Here is a 16624-nt window from a genome sequence, read left to right as displayed (position 1 = left end):
CTACGAAACTAGGGGCGATTCACATCATTATGCCTGCCAACATAGGAGTTGTAATAAACCAAAAGGTCATCAATTCCTTGGCGCCACTCAAGCCATAAGATACAGAGCTCATGAGTTGGCAGTTCTTGAAGGCTTATTTCGCGAAGAAGTTTGCGACTTTCCTCCAGTCTCCTCTTAAGCCTATTTGCGATGCCGACCTCTGGATGATAGTAAGAGTTAATCGGATCCGAAGAGTCAAAGATCGCACTGATATGGACTGCTACGGTGACGATCTTCTCAGTCAACTGTTGATTGGCTATTTTGGCTTCTCGAGTTTTTTCATTTCGCTGGTAAATCAAAACACCGACACCGCTAGCGATGGCGGCTATAGATCCGACCGCCTGAACCCAAGATGCCGCTTCAGATTGCTTAATATTCCAGTAGTCGAACGCCCCCATAAAACACCAAAGCAACGGCACAAGTACGGCAGCGAACCAAAGCATCCAAATACTGCAAGTGATCATTCCAGCAGGAAATTTAAAATCCTTCACACATGCTCCAGACCACTCGTTTGCGGGTCGCTTGATGATAATGTGAAAACGGGGCAAGTTTTGTCTCACCTAATCGCATTGCAAATAACTTCCCCGTTTCATCAGCTGAGTCAGCTTTACAGCAATCAACCAGCGCGTCAAAACGACTCAACCGGCTTCTGAGCCTCAGCCAAAATCTTATTCGCCTCTAACCGCGGAAACGTAAACCGAATAATCATCCCCGAATCCGCGCCTTGCCCCGCCATTACCAACTCAGCAGACCGAATATTCTCCGGCGCAGCAGCCAACGCACTCACAGCATTGGTTTGCCCTTTAGCGTTCAACCCTTCAAGAAACGTGTAAGTCAGATTCCCAGACGCCAGACCAACCTGTTCAAAATTGGAAATCTTCGTCGTCAGCTCTTCAGTGCTTCTCGACTTTCTCGCGGTATCGAACATATCCAGGATGGATTTTTCATCGCTCATGGAAACCAGCGTGAATGATTTGGAAAGCCCCGCGATGGCTTTGACATACAGGTTCTGATCAAACGGGCTGATGAGTGAAACCATCATCAGCTTGTCACCGGAAAAGATCAGCGCGACAGTGAATTTCTCTTCCAGGAAATCCACATCGTCGATGCATCTCGCGGTCCCGCCGACGTCTTCGGAGCAGTCGTAGTAACCGGCCGCTTCGGTGAATTTTGCGAGTGGGGTTTGGTAGACGTAGTTCTTGAACAGCTTTTCTTCGGCGAAAGCCCCTTGGGCGGAGGCAAGCAGGGCGCCGGCGACGAGAACAGATGATGCGAGTTTTTTCAGCATGGGATCCCTTCCTCACTCTTATTGATAGCCCGATGCTATCAGTCCATTTCATGGCTGTCTTGCTTAATCCCACACTTGATGGGGTTGTATTTCCGCCGGATATCACTGAGCCCGAACGGTCATTCCTGATAAACTCCCCCACCTCCCAGCCACACCGATTCCGTACCCCCAATGTCCCCAATCTCCGCCACACCCGCCCCACTCTCCCGCCGTTTCTCCGTCGCGCCGATGATGGATTGGACTGACCGCCATTGCCGGTACTTCCTACGCATCCTGTCGAAAAACGCCCTGCTCTACACCGAGATGGTCACCACCGGTGCTCTGCTCAACGGCGATCACGAGCGTTTCCTCCGTCACAACGAAGCCGAGCATCCGCTGGCGTTGCAGTTGGGCGGTAGTGTTCCGCTGGACCTGGCCGCCTGCGCACGCATGGCGCAGGAGCACGGTTACGACGAGGTGAATCTGAACGTTGGCTGCCCGAGTGATCGGGTGCAGAACAACATGATTGGTGCGTGCCTGATGGGGCATCCGCAGTTGGTGGCGGATTGTGTGAAGGCGATGCGTGATGCGGTGTCGATTCCGGTGACGGTAAAGCATCGAATCGGGATCAACGGGCGGGACAGTTATGAGCAGCTGTGCGATTTCGTCGGCACGGTGCGGGATGCCGGGTGCACCAGTTTTACGGTGCATGCGCGGATTGCGATTCTGGAGGGGTTGTCGCCGAAGGAGAACCGTGACATTCCGCCGTTGCGTTATGACGTGGCGGCGCGGTTGAAGGCGGATTTTCCGGAGCTGGAGTTCATTCTGAACGGCGGGATCAAGACGATGGAGGCCTGCCATGAGCATTTGCAGACCTTTGACGGCGTGATGCTGGGGCGCGAGGCGTATCACAATCCTTATCTGCTGGCCGAGGTGGATCAGCAGCTGTTCGGCAGCAGCGCGCCGGTGATCAGCCGGGCCGAGGCGCTGGCGCAGTTGCGGCCTTATATAGCCGAGCATTTGCTGGCCGGCGGGGCGATGCATCACATCACCCGGCATGTGCTGGGCCTGGGCACCGGGTTTCCGGGGGCGCGCAAGTTTCGTCAGTTGTTGTCGGTGGATATCCACAAGGCCAAGGATCCGCTGGCGTTGCTGGATCAGGCGGCGGAGTTGCTGGCCGGGCGTTGAGGCCCGGCCTGCGCGGCTGAGGTCAGGCGGCTGCGGCCGCCGTCCAGTTAACCCAGCCGAACTGCCAGGTGGCAAGGATCAGCAAGCCGAAGGCAATACGGTACCAGGCGAAGGTGGCGTAGCTGTGGTTCGCAATGAACTTCAGCAGGCCGCGCACGGCGATCATTGCGAAGATGAACGCTACGACGAAGCCCAGGGCGAAGACCGGCAGGTCGCTGCTCTGGAACAGTTCGCGGTACTTGTAGCCGGAATACACCGCAGCGCCGACCATGGTCGGCATCGCCAGGAAGAACGAGAATTCCGTGGCGGCCTTGCGTGACAGGCCGAACAGCAAGCCGCCGATGATGGTGGAACCGGAGCGCGACGTGCCCGGAATCATCGCCAGGCACTGTACGCAACCGATCTTCAGGGCGTCGGCCCACTTCATGTCGTCCACATGGTCGACACTCACTACATGATCCCGCTGCTCGGCCCACAACATCACGATGCCGCCCACGACCAATGCAACGGCAACGGTGATCGGGTTGAACAGGTATTCATGAATCGTGTCGGCGAATAACACGCCGAGAATGACCGCCGGGAAAAAGGCGATCAGCAGATTGCGGGTAAACCGTTGGGCATTACTCTGGGTCGGCAGGCCTTTGACGATCTCGAAGATCTTCGGGCGGAACTCCCAGACCACGGCCAGAATGGCGCCCAGTTGAATAATGATGTTGAACGCCATGGCGCGTTCGCCGCCGAACTCCAGCAAGTCGGCAACAATAATCTGGTGGCCCGTACTGGAAATGGGCAGGAACTCGGTCAGGCCTTCTACCGCCCCAAGAATCAGCACCTTGAACAAGGTCAATAAATCCATTAATCCTCCGTCGGCACGCTCTTTGTGGGCGTCCCGTTAAGTGCATTCAGGCATTGAGTATCTGAAGTAAAACAATTGGCAGATACACACCCATTGCCCGACTCGGGGACGGAGAATATGTCTTATCAAAAGCCACACTCAAGGCATGTTAATAAACGTCCGTGTGTGAACTTGTCAGTGTTATAGCTAAAAATCACATCGCCCCTTAAAATGTGATCCACCTCACACTCTCTGTACTGGCGTGCAAATGTGTAGTGGCCAAGGGACATAAAAACAGGTCGCCACAATTACAAAATAGTGGCACCATTGCACATTGCCACCATCTAACGAGCCCTCTTTCGTTAGTTCAGAGCCCCGAGAAAAGCAACTAAAAGCTTGAAAAGCTTAATTATTGTTAGAAAACTCGGGAGCCACGTCTAAAATCCGCGCAAATGTTACCAATTGTCAGTCACAGATGAGAACCGGTGCTTTAACATCCCGATGTCAGCACCTTCTCGAGTCAATGCATGATGCTCACAGGTAACTTAGCGACTAGAAGCCCGCGCCGCACAAGCGACGAACCAGGTGTTCTCACTCTGGGTCGTACCCGTGGCGTGGCTGAACACTTTAGCGCGCTAATCGCGAAGCATGTGCAAGCTGATCTGGCCATTGAGGCCGACTCTTACGCTAGTTCATATCAGCAAAATGAATATCACGGCTTGTATCGGGCCATATTCATTGTCATCGACAGCCCTCAGGCTCTTGAAGACAACCTGGCACGGGTGGAAAGCCTGCGCAGTGACAACTTGAAGCCGATCATTTGTGCGGTGATCACCGGGCGCGGCGCGTTCAACAAGATCAAGTACTTCCTGGCCGGTGCCGACTTCTGTATCAAACTCAATACCTTATCCGATGAAAGCGGCGAACTGCTGGGCGAGTTCTTCAACAGTGAAGAATGGCAACGTGATATCAGCCTGGTGCTGGACCCCACCCGCATCTGCCTCTCGGACACCAGCAAGAAACTCGATATCTCCTTTGCCGAAATGAAGATCCTGCAAGCCTTTGCGCAGACCGGCAATCACATTCTCAGCCATGATGAAATCGCCAGCATCATGGGGCTCAACACCCATTTCTACGATCCTCGGGCGCTGGAAAAATCCATCAGCCGCTTGCGTGGGAAAATCAAGGACGTGTACGGTACGAACGCCATACAGAGCATTCGCGGGTATGGCTATCGTCTGATGAGGGGGTTGATCTCGACCGCCTGATTCAGGGAATCATCTTTTGCAGCTTACGAGGGAACGTCTGATGCAACGCACTAAAATTCCGATGTCTCACTGTTTTAACTGCGTCACATATCTAATAAAAAGCTGTCAATTGCATGAGCGCTGCAACACTTAAACATAACAATAAACCATTACTCTAAAAGCAGACCGAGTGGAACTTATCGAGGGCCATCATTGGGCCCAGACCCTGCCCGTCGATTATTTCCGAGGAAAACATTGCTCGCCTGCCCATTATTTTTTCGCCAAATTTGGTGTGTACTTTAGGAGAGAGACATGGAAACCAGCACAACCCTCCCAAGAAAATACTTTGTTGTCGTGACTAATAGCTCGGCGTCGCAACGTGAACTTGAGAACATCCTCTCCAGCGAGCGTTTCAATTCGTTTGGCACGTCCCAGGCACAAATGTTTATTGAAGGTGTTGCTTCGCCCTCTTCCACTCCGATGCTGATGGAGTTCACTTACCCACGCGGCACAAGGAAGCATGTCGCACGCAGCATCGAACATGATACTCAGCGCATATTGGCCACCCTTGAATCGGAATGGCTGGCCGCACAATCGGCGCATTCGTTCCACAGTCCCACGGCCATGGCCGAAGACCCCACTGACACTTCCCGAACGATCGAGTCCGACGCGCCCTGCACTGAAGCCTGGCATCTGGACAATGATCAGGGTGCATTGACGAAAGAGGGTGTCGAAATCAGTCTCACCGGGCTCGAAACCGCACTGGTCCGCAAAATGCTCCACCACGAAGAACGTGTTGTCAGTCGGGACGATCTGATCCTCAGTATCGGCCGCGAGCCGGAGCAATACCGGGGACTGGAAATGTGCCTGAGCCGTCTTCAAGACAAATTCAAGAACGCCAGCAACGGTGAACGATTGTTTCGTGCCGTACGCAATCGCGGTTATTGCCTGATCCAGGAAGTTGTTGCCTAAACAACATCCCCCACCACAAGACAAACAGATACAAGTGCGATTACAAAAATAAAAAAGCACTCTGTTTGGTTTCACCCCTCCCTGGTTATACCCGCCTCCTGACCCCACCTACGATAGCAAACACAAGATTGATTATTCACCCCCTGCCTTTCGACCTTTTCTAACGTTTGAATATTGGAAATTTAAATAAGTTGGCACTGTGCCATCTTGTTAGAACTCGTCAGACAGCATCCCCGGCAATAACTTAGTCTATTGACTGACGACAGTTCCGCATACCGGCGTTGTTACCTCAGGACACTGGCTCAAACAACAATAACAAGTCTGCTTAACAACTCGGTTTTCTACTGTCGAAACCTGAATGGACGTCTTTTGGGGATATCGTATGGATCTTTCTCTTCGTATCAATCGAAACACCGGCCTCAAGGGACTGACCTTTTGGGGCCAATGGGCGCTGGCACAGACTTTCATTGTTTCACTGTTGTTCATACTCGCCGAACAGCACACGGGCACCGTCGAGTTCTACTACCGGATGTGCACGATCCTGGCGGTACTGGCCTCGGTGCCGGCTTATACCTTCAGCGGTGCGTATCGAAAGCGAGACAATTACCTGACCGGGCTGGGTCGACTGTTCGTGGGCTGGTTCATGACCATGGCCGGGCTGGCGTTCATCGCCTTCATCTGCAAGGCCGATGCGCTGTTCTCTCGGCAAGTCATCCTTGAGTGGGCGGTGTACGGTTTCCTCGGTCAGGCGCTGCTGTACGCACCGCTGCATGCGTTCTCGAAGTTCTACCAGCGTTCGCGCAAAAGCGAACACAAGACCCTGATCGTCGGCACCGGCGAACTGGCTCTGGGCCTGGCGAAGAAGTTGAGCCAGCACGAAAACCTGCCACTGGTCGGCCTGGTCAGCAACGGCGACAAGCCGTCCCTGGAAGCGGACGCCCCGCGCGTTGTCGGCGCTCAGGACGAACTGCTCGAACTGATCCAGACCCACGACATCCGCCGCTTGTACATCACCCTGCCGCTGTCGGAAGCCGCCAACATCGAAGCCATGTACGTCGATCTGCTGGATGCCAACGTTGACGTGGTCTGGGTGCCGGACCTAAACAGCCTGACGCTGCTCAACCACTCGGTGAAAGTCGTGGACGGTCTGCCGGCGATCTACCTCAACGAAAGCCCGCTGACCAGCCGCCCGACCGCTGCGCTGAGCAAAAGCCTTGTTGAAAAAGCCGTCGCCCTGCTGGCGATCATTCTGTTGAGCCCGGTGCTGCTGGCCGTGGCGCTGGCGGTGAAGCTCACCTCGCCGGGCCCGGTGTTCTTCAAGCAGGATCGCCACGGCTGGAACGGCAAGGTGATCAAGGTCTGGAAGTTCCGCTCGATGCGCGTGCACGATGACCGTGACGTCAAGCAGGCCAGCCGCAACGATTCGCGCATCACTCCAGTCGGTCGCTTCATCCGTCGCACTTCGCTGGACGAGCTGCCGCAACTGTTCAACGTGCTGCAAGGCCACATGGCACTGGTCGGCCCACGTCCGCACGCCGTGGCGCACAACAACTACTACTCGGGCAAGATCCTCGCCTACATGGCCCGTCACCGAATCAAACCGGGCATCACTGGCCTGGCGCAGATCAGCGGTTGCCGGGGCGAGACAGACACGCTCGACAAGATGGAAAAGCGCGTCGAGATCGACCTCAAGTACATCAACAACTGGTCGCTGTGGCTGGATGTGAAGATCCTGGTGAAGACGCCGTTCACCTTGCTGTCGAAGGATATTTACTGAGACGCAGCGCTTGAAAAGGCAACACCGCAAGGGGACGAAAGTCCCCTTTTTTGTGGGCGGGATTTGGGGGGTGGTCGGGGCTCTGAAGCCGAGGAGTGACAGATGCTTTGATGTTGGCTGTACTAGCGCCATCGCGAGCAGGCTCGCTCCCACAAGGATGATGAGCGGATCAGGATTTGCTATTCACCTCAAACAAATGTGGGAGCGAGCCTGCTCGCGATAGCGGTGGAACACCGCCCGGAGCAACCCCACTCCCACTGACTCCCCGCTCTCCCGAACCTACTCGGTAATCTTCCCGAAGTTCCGGTAGAACATGTCCCCTTCCCGACTGTCCGTCATCGAATGCAGCTGGAAGCTGCGATTGAGCCGCGCGCCACCGTCACGGGTCAGCGGCGCCCACACCAGGTTGGCGCGGCGCATGGTCGACATGCTCATCATTTCGTCGAACGGGATCGACAGGTACAGCCCCTTGTCGAAACTACCTTCGCCATACTCGGCGCTGCCGGCGGTGGTGATCGTCGCCCAGGCGCCAAAGCGCACGCCGTTGAAGAACTCGCGGGAGATATCCACCGTGCCGCCAAAGTCGCCCGCCAGATATCGCCCGACGCTCACCGCGGCAAGCGTGTCGAACGGCAGGTCGGTATAGCCGGTGATGTGACCGGTCCAGACCGAGTAATCCTGCAGGCCGAAGCCCTGGTCGAATTCACGCTGACGCACGTAGTTCAGGTCCGCGCCGATCGACCAGCGCTTGCCGGTCGGACGAAACAGCACCTCGCCCCCGACCCCGGCGAACATCGACTCCAGATAACCGCCGTAGACCATGCCGTACAAATCCTTGTCCAGCTGTTCGGCGTGGCTGACCTGGAACAGCGGCATGGTGGTGTCCGACGTGGTCAGGTACTGACGCAAGTCGGTGCGCACACGCGGCAGGCCGCTGGGTGCGTCGTAGGTGAACTTGTCGAAGTTGTTGATCAGGTTCTGACTGAGCAAACCGTTCCACCAGGTGTTGCGATTGAAGCGGTACTCGGCGTCCAGATCGGCAGTGAACTGATAGAGCAAACCATCGGGGCCACCGACGTTCTGTTTGAAGCCCAGGCCGACACCGTAATTGAAGTGCTGCGGCGCTTCGGTGTAGAGGGTTTTCTCGTTGCGCGGCATCGCCGGATTGATCTCGGTGGTGCGGTGCAGCGACTCCAGCGGCTCCTCGTTGTTGAGCACTTCGCGGAAGGTCTGCCGGGGCACGCTGGTTTCTTCCAGCGGCAGGTCGTAGCGCTTGTTGACCACGGTGAACCAGTCAATGTCGTCGTTGACGCTGTTGTCGAGAATCCGGCTCGCACGGCCGACAGCCTTGGGCGAATGGAAATAGCGCTGCTGCTCGCCGTACACGATCAGTTCGGAATCGCGCTGGGTGATGCGCTCGACCTTGTAACCGGCGTTCTGCTGCAAGCGGCGCGACACGTCGGCCCAGTTGACCTCCTCCATCGTCGTGCTCGGCGCCCTCGCCGGCAGCGGTTCGGCCGGTGGGTCGAAGGTCTTGGCCGGGGCCTTGCGGCTGACGAAATTGGTGTGGAACGTGATGCCGAACATCGCCGTATTGCCCCGCTCCCACGCGGCACTCAGGTCGAGGGAATCGGTTACCTTGAACACCGCGCCGAGGTTGATCGGCGAGTCCTGCTTGATGATGTTGTCCTTCGGCTCGTGCTTGTAGTCGTTGCCTTCGTATTCGAGTTTCAGGCTGAGGCGATCCCAGGGCGTCTGGTAACTCACGCCGCCGAAAAACGCAGGTTTGCCGCGAAAGTACGACCCGGCGTTGACGTCACCGGTGCCTTCCAGGTCCGGGCGGGTCTTGAAGCGATCACTGGCCCAGCCCAGCGGGTTGTCGAAATCGCCGCGGTTACCGATGTAACCCCAGGCGATGCCGGCGCTGAAATCGAAATTGTCATAGCGCTTGTTGGCGACGAAGAATTCACTGGCAAACAAACCGGTACCACCGATGTCTCGGAAGCCCAGCGCCACTTCCGGCGCCCAGTGGCTTTCCTGCCATAGCCGGACCTTGGCGTCGACCGCCTTGTCCTTATAGCTCTGGCTGCCGCTCAGCGCTTCGGAACCGTACGGACGGTTAGTGATGGCGGTGTAGCGAAACGAACCTTCCAGCCAGTCGAGCGGCTGCAACGAAACGCTGTATCGGCTGTACGGCTCGGTGCGGTTGGCGTTGACGCTCAACTCACCGGCGGGTGACATGCGCGCAGTCGGGGTCTGCAACAGACCGACGCCGCCGAAGTCATTCTGGGTAATGCGTGGCTCGGCATGCACCAGGCCACACGGCAATAACAACACAGCTGCAAAACGCAAATTCAACGAACCACCTCAGCCAACTGCGTGGCAATCAATTCGGCCAACTGCTGATTCAGTTCAGGGACAGGCGGATCCAGATCATCGTTTTTCACCGGCACCAGAATCTTGCTGCCGGCCACGGGCATCTGCCCGCTTTCGCGGTTCCAGTGGGCGATGCCGACCCGCCGCGATTCGCCGTTGGGCTGGATCAGCCACAGGTAATCGGCATCGGCGTCGGCCTCCAGCAACGTGCAGCCCTGCAGGTATTCGCGGGCCTCCTGCAACGGCTGATAAGGCAAGCGGCACGGCTCGGCGACCGCGCCCAGCACTTCGACTTCGTCGACCCGTTTCGGGTAGATCAGTTGATCGCCATCGTCGAGACGGATGTTGCGGGCGAAGCCGACTTCCACCGCCACCGGATCGAGATCGGCAATCTGCCGTCCGGTCACCGGCATCTGCCGGACCTGCTCGGCCAGGCGCTGTGCCAGCGCCGCTCGACTCGGTTTGTCGAACAGCATCGCCATGCGCTGCAGCACATCCAGATCGAACAGCACGCCGACCTTGAGTCGCGTCTGTTCTTCCAGCAATGACTGACGCAACAGAACGCCGGCCAGCCAGTAGCCTTCGGCATTCGGTACGGCCTCGCCGATCACATCGCGCAAACGCCCGCCCGCCGGCAATTCGATCGGGCCCGGGTTGGCGACATCACCGCTGACGATGACCGCTGCATCGCTGCCACCGGTGAGCAACATCAAGCACGCCGAGAGCGCTCTGAGCCGCTTCACGGGAGATGCCTGCGGTCAGGGGTCAGTTGCACGATCCTGACGCGCAACTGCGAGGTCAGTTGCTGTTCACTCTGCACAATGAAACCGTCCACCGGATCGACCCAGTAACGATTGGTCGCGCGCAGGCCGATGGCCGGCGCGTCAATCTGCTCATCGACACGCAGCACGGTGTATTCCTTGTCGAGAATCTCGAGGGTTTCGAGGGCGCGGCGGGAGAAGCGGCTGTTGAGGATGATCCCGACTTCCTGGCCCTTGTAGAGGTCGATCCAGCGGCGGCTGGTGTAGCCGTCGGTGATGCGATGCAGGCCCTGTTTGAACGGCGAGTCATCGGACAGACGCGTGCCGTCCAGATCACCCTCCGCGCCCAGACCGATGCTGCGCATCGCCAGGCCGTCGCGCATCAGCAGCACCTGCTTGCCGGAGGCGACCCAGAACTGCAGATCCTCGCGTTCGCGCACCAGCGCCAGCACCCCGGAGCCGGACGGCGTGGTCAGTTTGAGCTGGGGATACTTGACCCCGGCCACCTGCTCCGCCGACACGTCGAGGTCATCCGGTCCGATGACCGACGCCTTGAGGTTGTTCAACGAAGCGCTCATCAGCGGATTGCAGCCACTCAACAACACGGCCGCCATCAGGCACGCGCCCACTTTCAACGTTTTCACAGTCGGCGGCCTTATTTGCTGTTGTTACTGTATTCGCTCCAGTTCTTCGCAGCGGAAGCCCCCGTCCCGACAATCGATGCCGACGGCACCAACTGGCTGATCAGGCGGTTCCAGCGAGTCACGTTGGCAGGCCCGACATAGACCACGTCCTGGGGCCGCACTTCGAAGTGCGAAGCGAGCGCCATGGCAGTCGGCGATTCGGCTTCCAGCTGATAGATTTTTGCCGGCTCGACATCGAGGTTTTCGACCCCTCGAATCACGTACACGGCGTTGCCGTTGGAGGTGGTCTGACTCAAGCCGCCGACCGAACCGAGCACGTCGGACAGGTTCATGGTGGCGGTCTTGAAGCTCAGCGCACGGGGCTGGTTGACCTCGCCCATCACGTAGATGCGCTTGTTGTCGTTGTACGGCAGATACAGCTGATCGCCACCCTTGAGGTAGACGTTCTGCAATTCGGAATCCTGCTGATTGAGGGCGTCGAGATTGAGCGGATAGACCCGCCCGTTGCGCGTCAGCATCAGCCCCGACAAGTCGGCATTGTTGGTATCGACACCGGCCGAACCGAGGGCTTCGACCACACTCAGGGGGTTGGTCGAAATGGCCTGGGGGCCGGCCTTGGCCACGGCGCCCGAGACCACGACTTTCTGGCTGGCGAAGCGCAGCACCGCGACATCCACTTGCGGCTCGGCAATGAACGCCGAGAGGCGTTGCTCGATGTCCGAGCGCAGTTGCTGGATGGTTTTGCCGGCGGCCTGGACTTCCTTGATGTACGGGTAATACAACGTGCCGTCGGAGCGCACCAGACGGCCGTTGGCGTCGATCTGCTGCTGCGCACCCGAAGGGGCGGTCAGCTCGGGGTGATCCCAGACCGTGATGTACAGGACATCGTTGCTGCCGATGCGGTATTCGGCCGGGGTCGCCAACAACTCCGCCGGCACCGACTCACGCTTGTACGTGGCGCGGTTCATGGCAATGAGCTTGGGGGTGATCTGAATGAGCTCGACCCGGCTGCTTTCGCTGGCGCCCTGGCGCGTGATGCTACTGGTGCTCAGGTACTGGCCGGGGGAGAACATGCAACCTTGCAAAGCGAAACTTGCCAACAATAAAAGAGAAAAACGACGGGTCATAATGGCACTACGCTATTCAAGGGCGAATCCAAAAACAAAGTCACCCGACTTTCGTCGGGCGACCTTGTACTGCACCAACAGATACTTCAGTTAGTTGTGCGTGCCGGTTGTACCCGTGGTACCGGTGGTACCCGTTGTACCGCCGTTGGCACTTCCACCACTGTTGGACGCCGCTACAGCACTGGCGACCATGGCAGTACTGGCAGCAGGCGCTGTAGAAGCCGCGACACTGCCAGATACATTGGTCACTGCTGTAAGCGGCGCTTCAGCTGCGGAGGCCCAGTTGCTCAACATCGTCAACAGGGCGATCGCCATCACTTTCTTCATATCAACTCCTTTCTAACATCGCACCTGAACATCGGGTGTTCGTTAGAGGTGGTAGAGTTCAAGTCGCAAAAAGCGCGAACAAGATCCGTTGTTCTTTCACAGTCTTACCCAACTGATAAAAGTCGAACGGCAGGTTTATATCTACGGACTTGCAAAAGGCATTGCCAGTCTAATTTCCCGACGATATCTAACAACCTGACTGAAACTAACATTGCACTAAAACGCCATCATCCCTGATAACCCCGGGGATGATTCGATTGCCAGCGCCAGGTGTCGGTGACCATGTCCTGCAAGTTGCGTGTGGCTTTCCAGCCGAGTTCCTTCGCCGCCTTGGAGGCGTCGGCCCAGCTCTCGGCAATATCCCCGGAACGCCGTGGCATCACCCGGAACGGCACTGGCTGCCCGCAGGCCTGCTCAAAGGCGCGCAGCACCTGCAACACGCTGTAGCCGTCGCCGGTGCCGAGGTTCCAGGTATGAATGCCGGTGCGGTCGGCGATCGATTGCAGGGCTTTCAAATGCCCGTCCGCCAGATCCACCACATGGATGTAATCGCGCACGCCGGTGCCGTCGACCGTCGGGTAATCGTCGCCGAAGATCGACAATTCCTTCAGGCTGCCGACCGCCACCTGGCTGATGTAAGGCACCAGATTGTTGGGGATGCCGTTGGGGTCTTCGCCCATCTGGCCGCTGTGGTGCGCGCCGATCGGGTTGAAGTAGCGCAGCAGCGCGATGCTCCAGCGTGGTTCGGACTGGCACAGGTCGCGCAGCACGTTCTCGACGATCAGCTTGGACTGACCGTAGGGATTGGTCGGATTGCCGGTCGGGAAATCCTCACGGATCGGCATCTGCTCAGGCTCGCCGTAGACCGTGGCGGACGAGCTGAACACCAGCCGGAACACCCCCGCCGCTGCCATCGCCTGGCACAGCGTGATGCTGCCGCTGACGTTGGTTTCGTAGTACTCGAGCGGCTTGCGCACGCTCTCGCCCACGGCCTTGAGCCCGGCGAAATGCAGCACGGCATCGATGGCGTGCTGCTGGAAAATCCGGTCCAGCAAGGCCCGGTCACAGACATCCCCGCGAATCATCAGCGCACTTTTGCCGCAAATGGCTTCCACCGCGTGCAGTGCGGCGTCGCTGCTGTTGCAAAGATTATCCAGAACTACAACTTCATAACCTGCTTCAAGTAGTGCAAGTGTGGTGTGCGAGCCGATATAGCCGGCGCCACCCGTTACCAGAATCTTCATAGCGCGGTCCATAAGTGGGAAAAGTGCCAACTCGCGTGTCAAGCGCTGTTTGTTTAATGTGTGTCTTGATTCACACAAACAGCGCGACAACAACCAGAAACAAAAACAGTTCAATCACTGGCTATAAATATTTTTACAAGCCAAACTGTATTGCCTGGTACTTATTAGCACTCCCGCGCATTCATCACTATCAACGGATGCCGACTAAAAATAACCAATAACTGTCAAACCGACATCTCATAACATTGTCGTGTTTTACACTCATTGCTATTTGCCACTCATCTCCCGAGTCAGGTATTAAAGTACAGCTTCAATAACTTGCAACCTTTCGTTATTGCAATAAACGATGGCAGTGCGCCATGAATGACCAGGAAACTTTTATGATCCGTAAATGTTTGTTCCCCGCTGCCGGTTATGGCACGCGTTTCTTGCCGGCCACCAAAGCCATGCCCAAGGAAATGCTGCCGATCGTCAACAAGCCGTTGATCGAATACGCCGTTGAAGAAGCACGGGACGCCGGCCTGCAACACATGGCCATCGTCACCGGACGGGGCAAGCGCGCACTGGAAGACCACTTCGACATCAGCTACGAACTCGAACACCAGATCCGTGGCACCGAGAAAGAGAAATTCCTGGCCGGCACTCGCGAGTTGATCGACACCTGCACGTTCTCCTACACCCGTCAGGTGGAAATGAAAGGCCTGGGCCACGCGATCCTCAGCGGCCGCCCGCTGATCGGTGACGAGCCCTTCGCCGTGGTGCTGGCGGACGACCTGTGCCTGAACCTGGAAGGCGACGGCGTGCTCACGCAGATGATCGAGCTCTACAAGAAATTCCGCTGCTCGATCGTCGCCATCCAGGAAGTCCCGCGCGACCAGACCCACAAGTACGGCGTGATCGCCGGCGAGGCGATTTCCGAGGGCATCTACCGGGTCAACCACATGGTGGAAAAACCGGCCCCGCAAGACGCACCGTCGAACCTGGCGATCATCGGCCGCTACATCCTCACGCCCGACATCTTCGACCTGATCGCCGACACCGAGCCGGGCAAGGGCGGCGAAATCCAGATCACCGACGCCTTGATGAAACAGGCGCAGAACGGTTGCGTGCTGGCCTACAAATTCAAGGGTCTGCGCTTCGACTGCGGCGACGCCGAGGGTTACCTGCAGGCGACCAACTTCTGCTACGACAACGTTTACCTGAAGGGCCGCTGAGCGGCCCCCACTGATTCATTGCAGCACGCACATCCAACGAGGCAACCATGAACATTGCACAACATTCCGCAGAGATTGAACGTGAGGTGGACAACCTCGGGGTGATGAGCTGGTTATCCCGCCATCAGCCATTGCCCAGCGCCAATGGCCCGTGGCTGGGCACCCTGCTGCTGGTCGACCGCCTCGGCGTGTTTCCCTCGTCCGGGGACATACGCCGAGCGATGCGTGATCCCTATCCCCTGCTCGCCCACCTGAAACGGATCTACGGCGAGCAGGCGCTGGAGGTCGATGACCGCGACGGCCTGAAAGTGATTTTCAGCGACTGGCGTTTTCGCGTGCGGATCTGCTGCAACGACCCGGCGATCATCGTCAACGTGGAAACCCGTTGCGTGACGCAGTTGATGCCGCAGAAAACCGCAGAGCTGCTGAGCCATCTGGATCTGTTCGACAACTGATGGCTACTTCGAAGTCTCGCCACAGCTGTCCTGTGGCGAGACTTTTTGCTGTCCGCCCACGACCCAACGATAGAAGTAATCGGCAATCACCCGCCCACCCGTGGCCGGCACCGGATGAATCTTGTCCGGCCCGATCATGGCCGCCGCGTAGCGTTTGACGTCGGTGCCGAACGCGCACTGCAGATTGGCGTAACCCAAACGCTGCTCACGGGCCCAGGGCTCGATGACCTGCGCATAAGCCGACATCGGATAGGCACTGGAACGGGTGGTGTCCTGACGCAGGATCAGGTTGATGCTCGCCGCCGGTTGAATCTCGCGGAGCATGCCGACCAGACCCTGGACATTGTGCAGATACTGCTCGGGCTTCACGCCAAAACCCTGATCGTTGCCACCGAGCATGATCAGGTAAATGTCTGCGGGGATCTTCGACACCACGGCTTTCCATTGCGCCTGCCAGCGGGCATCGTCGTGATAGAAATCAGCGGACGCCGCGCCGGACGCTGCCAGTTTCGATACCCGAACCCCGTCCTGATCGTTGCTCAGCCACAGGCCGAACAGGGTCGGCGCACCCTTCACTACTTCCAGTCTGAAAGCCCAATCGGTCGCGGCGGATGTGCCAGACAATGGGACTTCCTGAACGCCCTCGCCTGCGAGTTTCAACGGCTGCCAGTCGGCAGAGGGTGACCAGCGATAACGCAACTCGCTGGACTCGCCGTTGCCGAGGTAGAGCAGTTTCGCCTGAGTGACGGCGGTGTTGATGGCGGGCGTCGGGCTCGCCTCGACTTGCAGCCAGGCGCCGGGCCCGCCGGTCACCGTGCGACTGTCGGGGCTGGCCTGACCGAGGCCGGACACCTGCCAGTCGCCGCCGAAGTATTTCTCGCTGCTGCGGGTGTACTTGAAATGCGTGCCGCCCAGCGCTGCGCCGTGGTTGAAGCCGACGTAGCCCGGCCCGGCAAACCCGACCTCCCCGGCCACGCGCTGCACCAGTTTGTTCAGGTAGAAATCCTGCCCGGCGCTGTAGCTGTCGCCGATCACCGAGATCGACAACACCTTGCCGGCCTTGCCCTCGCGCCACTGGCCAAACCGCTCGCGAGCGTCGCCGATTTGCACCACCGGCGGCACATCATCAACAGCCAGCATGAATCGCTTCC

Annotated in this window: 16 protein-coding genes; 6 read left to right on the top strand and 10 right to left on the bottom strand. The window is 57.9% G+C overall.

Annotated elements, in window-relative coordinates:
• Positions 1-8 precede the first annotated feature (8 nt).
• Together PMI24_RS05230 and PMI24_RS05225 are read right to left on the bottom strand one after the other, a co-directional pair.
• On the bottom strand, positions 9-530 hold the full coding sequence (locus tag PMI24_RS05230) for a hypothetical protein (RefSeq protein ID WP_157222930.1): 522 nt from the start codon (positions 528-530) through the stop codon (positions 9-11).
• Positions 531-667: 137 nt separating this feature from the next.
• Positions 668-1327 carry a hypothetical protein gene (locus PMI24_RS05225; RefSeq protein ID WP_007951640.1) on the bottom strand — a complete coding sequence of 220 codons (660 nt, stop codon included), beginning with the start codon at positions 1325-1327 and terminating at the stop codon, positions 668-670.
• 171 nt (positions 1328-1498) lie between these two features.
• On the opposite strand from PMI24_RS05225, the gene dusA reads away from it, so the two are divergent.
• Entirely contained in the window at positions 1499-2494 is a 996-nt protein-coding gene (gene dusA / locus PMI24_RS05220) for a tRNA dihydrouridine(20/20a) synthase DusA (protein WP_007951639.1), read from the top strand.
• 22 nt (positions 2495-2516) lie between these two features.
• On the opposite strand, the gene PMI24_RS05215 is transcribed toward dusA, so the two are convergent.
• The gene (locus PMI24_RS05215) at positions 2517-3350 is read right to left on the bottom strand and encodes an undecaprenyl-diphosphate phosphatase (protein WP_007951638.1); all 834 of its coding nucleotides are present in this window, start codon (positions 3348-3350) and stop codon (positions 2517-2519) included.
• A gap of 506 nt (positions 3351-3856) precedes the next feature.
• Here PMI24_RS05215 and PMI24_RS05210 point away from each other — a divergent pair.
• The 3 genes from PMI24_RS05210 to PMI24_RS05200 all read left to right on the top strand — a co-directional run bounded on the left by PMI24_RS05210 (position 3857) and on the right by PMI24_RS05200 (position 7325).
• A complete protein-coding gene (locus PMI24_RS05210) occupies positions 3857-4597 on the top strand; it encodes a winged helix-turn-helix domain-containing protein (RefSeq protein ID WP_007951637.1) in 741 nt (246 codons plus the stop codon).
• Positions 4598-4888: 291 nt separating this feature from the next.
• Positions 4889-5548: a winged helix-turn-helix domain-containing protein gene (locus PMI24_RS05205; RefSeq protein ID WP_007951636.1), complete on the top strand. Its 660-nt coding sequence runs from the start codon at positions 4889-4891 to the stop codon at positions 5546-5548.
• Between the two features lie 382 nt (positions 5549-5930).
• The gene (locus PMI24_RS05200) at positions 5931-7325 is read left to right on the top strand and encodes an undecaprenyl-phosphate glucose phosphotransferase (protein ID WP_007951635.1); all 1395 of its coding nucleotides are present in this window, start codon (positions 5931-5933) and stop codon (positions 7323-7325) included.
• Positions 7326-7604: 279 nt separating this feature from the next.
• On the opposite strand, the gene PMI24_RS05195 is transcribed toward PMI24_RS05200, so the two are convergent.
• From PMI24_RS05195 to galE, 6 genes are all read right to left on the bottom strand, one after another.
• Positions 7605-9683 (bottom strand): YjbH domain-containing protein, encoded by a 2079-nt coding sequence (locus PMI24_RS05195; protein ID WP_007951634.1) that lies wholly within the window; start codon positions 9681-9683, stop codon positions 7605-7607.
• Positions 9680-10411: a capsule biosynthesis GfcC family protein gene (locus PMI24_RS05190; RefSeq protein ID WP_052026221.1), complete on the bottom strand. Its 732-nt coding sequence runs from the start codon at positions 10409-10411 to the stop codon at positions 9680-9682. The genes PMI24_RS05195 and PMI24_RS05190 overlap by 4 nt, the downstream gene beginning before the upstream one ends.
• A gap of 29 nt (positions 10412-10440) precedes the next feature.
• Positions 10441-11106 carry a YjbF family lipoprotein gene (locus PMI24_RS05185; RefSeq protein ID WP_007951632.1) on the bottom strand — a complete coding sequence of 222 codons (666 nt, stop codon included), beginning with the start codon at positions 11104-11106 and terminating at the stop codon, positions 10441-10443.
• Positions 11107-11117: 11 nt separating this feature from the next.
• A complete protein-coding gene (locus PMI24_RS05180) occupies positions 11118-12233 on the bottom strand; it encodes a polysaccharide biosynthesis/export family protein (protein ID WP_177323239.1) in 1116 nt (371 codons plus the stop codon).
• 90 nt (positions 12234-12323) lie between these two features.
• Entirely contained in the window at positions 12324-12560 is a 237-nt protein-coding gene (locus tag PMI24_RS05175) for a hypothetical protein (protein ID WP_003226528.1), read from the bottom strand.
• 227 nt (positions 12561-12787) lie between these two features.
• Positions 12788-13804 (bottom strand): UDP-glucose 4-epimerase GalE, encoded by a 1017-nt coding sequence (gene galE / locus PMI24_RS05170; RefSeq protein WP_007951630.1) that lies wholly within the window; start codon positions 13802-13804, stop codon positions 12788-12790.
• A 380-nt stretch (positions 13805-14184) separates the two neighbouring features.
• Between galE and galU the strand changes: the two genes are divergently transcribed.
• Both galU and PMI24_RS05160 read left to right on the top strand, forming a co-directional pair.
• Positions 14185-15018 (top strand): UTP--glucose-1-phosphate uridylyltransferase GalU, encoded by an 834-nt coding sequence (gene galU / locus PMI24_RS05165; protein ID WP_007951629.1) that lies wholly within the window; start codon positions 14185-14187, stop codon positions 15016-15018.
• Positions 15019-15065: 47 nt separating this feature from the next.
• Positions 15066-15473, top strand: a complete 408-nt coding sequence (locus PMI24_RS05160; protein ID WP_007951628.1) for a hypothetical protein — start codon at positions 15066-15068, stop codon at positions 15471-15473.
• Between the two features lie 3 nt (positions 15474-15476).
• Here PMI24_RS05160 and PMI24_RS05155 read toward each other — a convergent pair whose 3' ends face one another.
• Positions 15477-16613 (bottom strand): SGNH/GDSL hydrolase family protein, encoded by a 1137-nt coding sequence (locus PMI24_RS05155; RefSeq protein ID WP_007951626.1) that lies wholly within the window; start codon positions 16611-16613, stop codon positions 15477-15479.
• Positions 16614-16624: the final 11 nt, after the last annotated feature.

Origin of the sequence: Pseudomonas sp. GM25 (genome assembly GCF_000282255.1) — a bacterium.
In the GTDB taxonomy this organism is placed as follows: domain Bacteria; phylum Pseudomonadota; class Gammaproteobacteria; order Pseudomonadales; family Pseudomonadaceae; genus Aquipseudomonas; species Aquipseudomonas aphyarum.
Note: the sequence above shows the minus strand (reverse complement) of the source record. Positions and strands in the feature narration are given on the sequence as shown.

Coding starts and splice junctions, on each gene's coding strand:
- PMI24_RS05225 (WP_007951640.1), bottom strand. CDS start 1,327: ATGCTGAAAAAACTCGCATCATCTGTTCTCGTCGCCGGCGCCCTGCTT.
- PMI24_RS05155 (WP_007951626.1), bottom strand. CDS start 16,613: ATGCTGGCTGTTGATGATGTGCCGCCGGTGGTGCAAATCGGCGACGCT.
- PMI24_RS05200 (WP_007951635.1), top strand. CDS start 5,931: ATGGATCTTTCTCTTCGTATCAATCGAAACACCGGCCTCAAGGGACTG.
- PMI24_RS05180 (WP_177323239.1), bottom strand. CDS start 12,233: ATGACCCGTCGTTTTTCTCTTTTATTGTTGGCAAGTTTCGCTTTGCAA.
- PMI24_RS05160 (WP_007951628.1), top strand. CDS start 15,066: ATGAACATTGCACAACATTCCGCAGAGATTGAACGTGAGGTGGACAAC.
- dusA (WP_007951639.1), top strand. CDS start 1,499: ATGTCCCCAATCTCCGCCACACCCGCCCCACTCTCCCGCCGTTTCTCC.
- PMI24_RS05175 (WP_003226528.1), bottom strand. CDS start 12,560: ATGAAGAAAGTGATGGCGATCGCCCTGTTGACGATGTTGAGCAACTGG.
- galU (WP_007951629.1), top strand. CDS start 14,185: ATGATCCGTAAATGTTTGTTCCCCGCTGCCGGTTATGGCACGCGTTTC.
- PMI24_RS05205 (WP_007951636.1), top strand. CDS start 4,889: ATGGAAACCAGCACAACCCTCCCAAGAAAATACTTTGTTGTCGTGACT.
- PMI24_RS05190 (WP_052026221.1), bottom strand. CDS start 10,411: ATGTTGCTCACCGGTGGCAGCGATGCAGCGGTCATCGTCAGCGGTGAT.
- PMI24_RS05210 (WP_007951637.1), top strand. CDS start 3,857: ATGATGCTCACAGGTAACTTAGCGACTAGAAGCCCGCGCCGCACAAGC.
- galE (WP_007951630.1), bottom strand. CDS start 13,804: ATGAAGATTCTGGTAACGGGTGGCGCCGGCTATATCGGCTCGCACACC.
- PMI24_RS05215 (WP_007951638.1), bottom strand. CDS start 3,350: ATGGATTTATTGACCTTGTTCAAGGTGCTGATTCTTGGGGCGGTAGAA.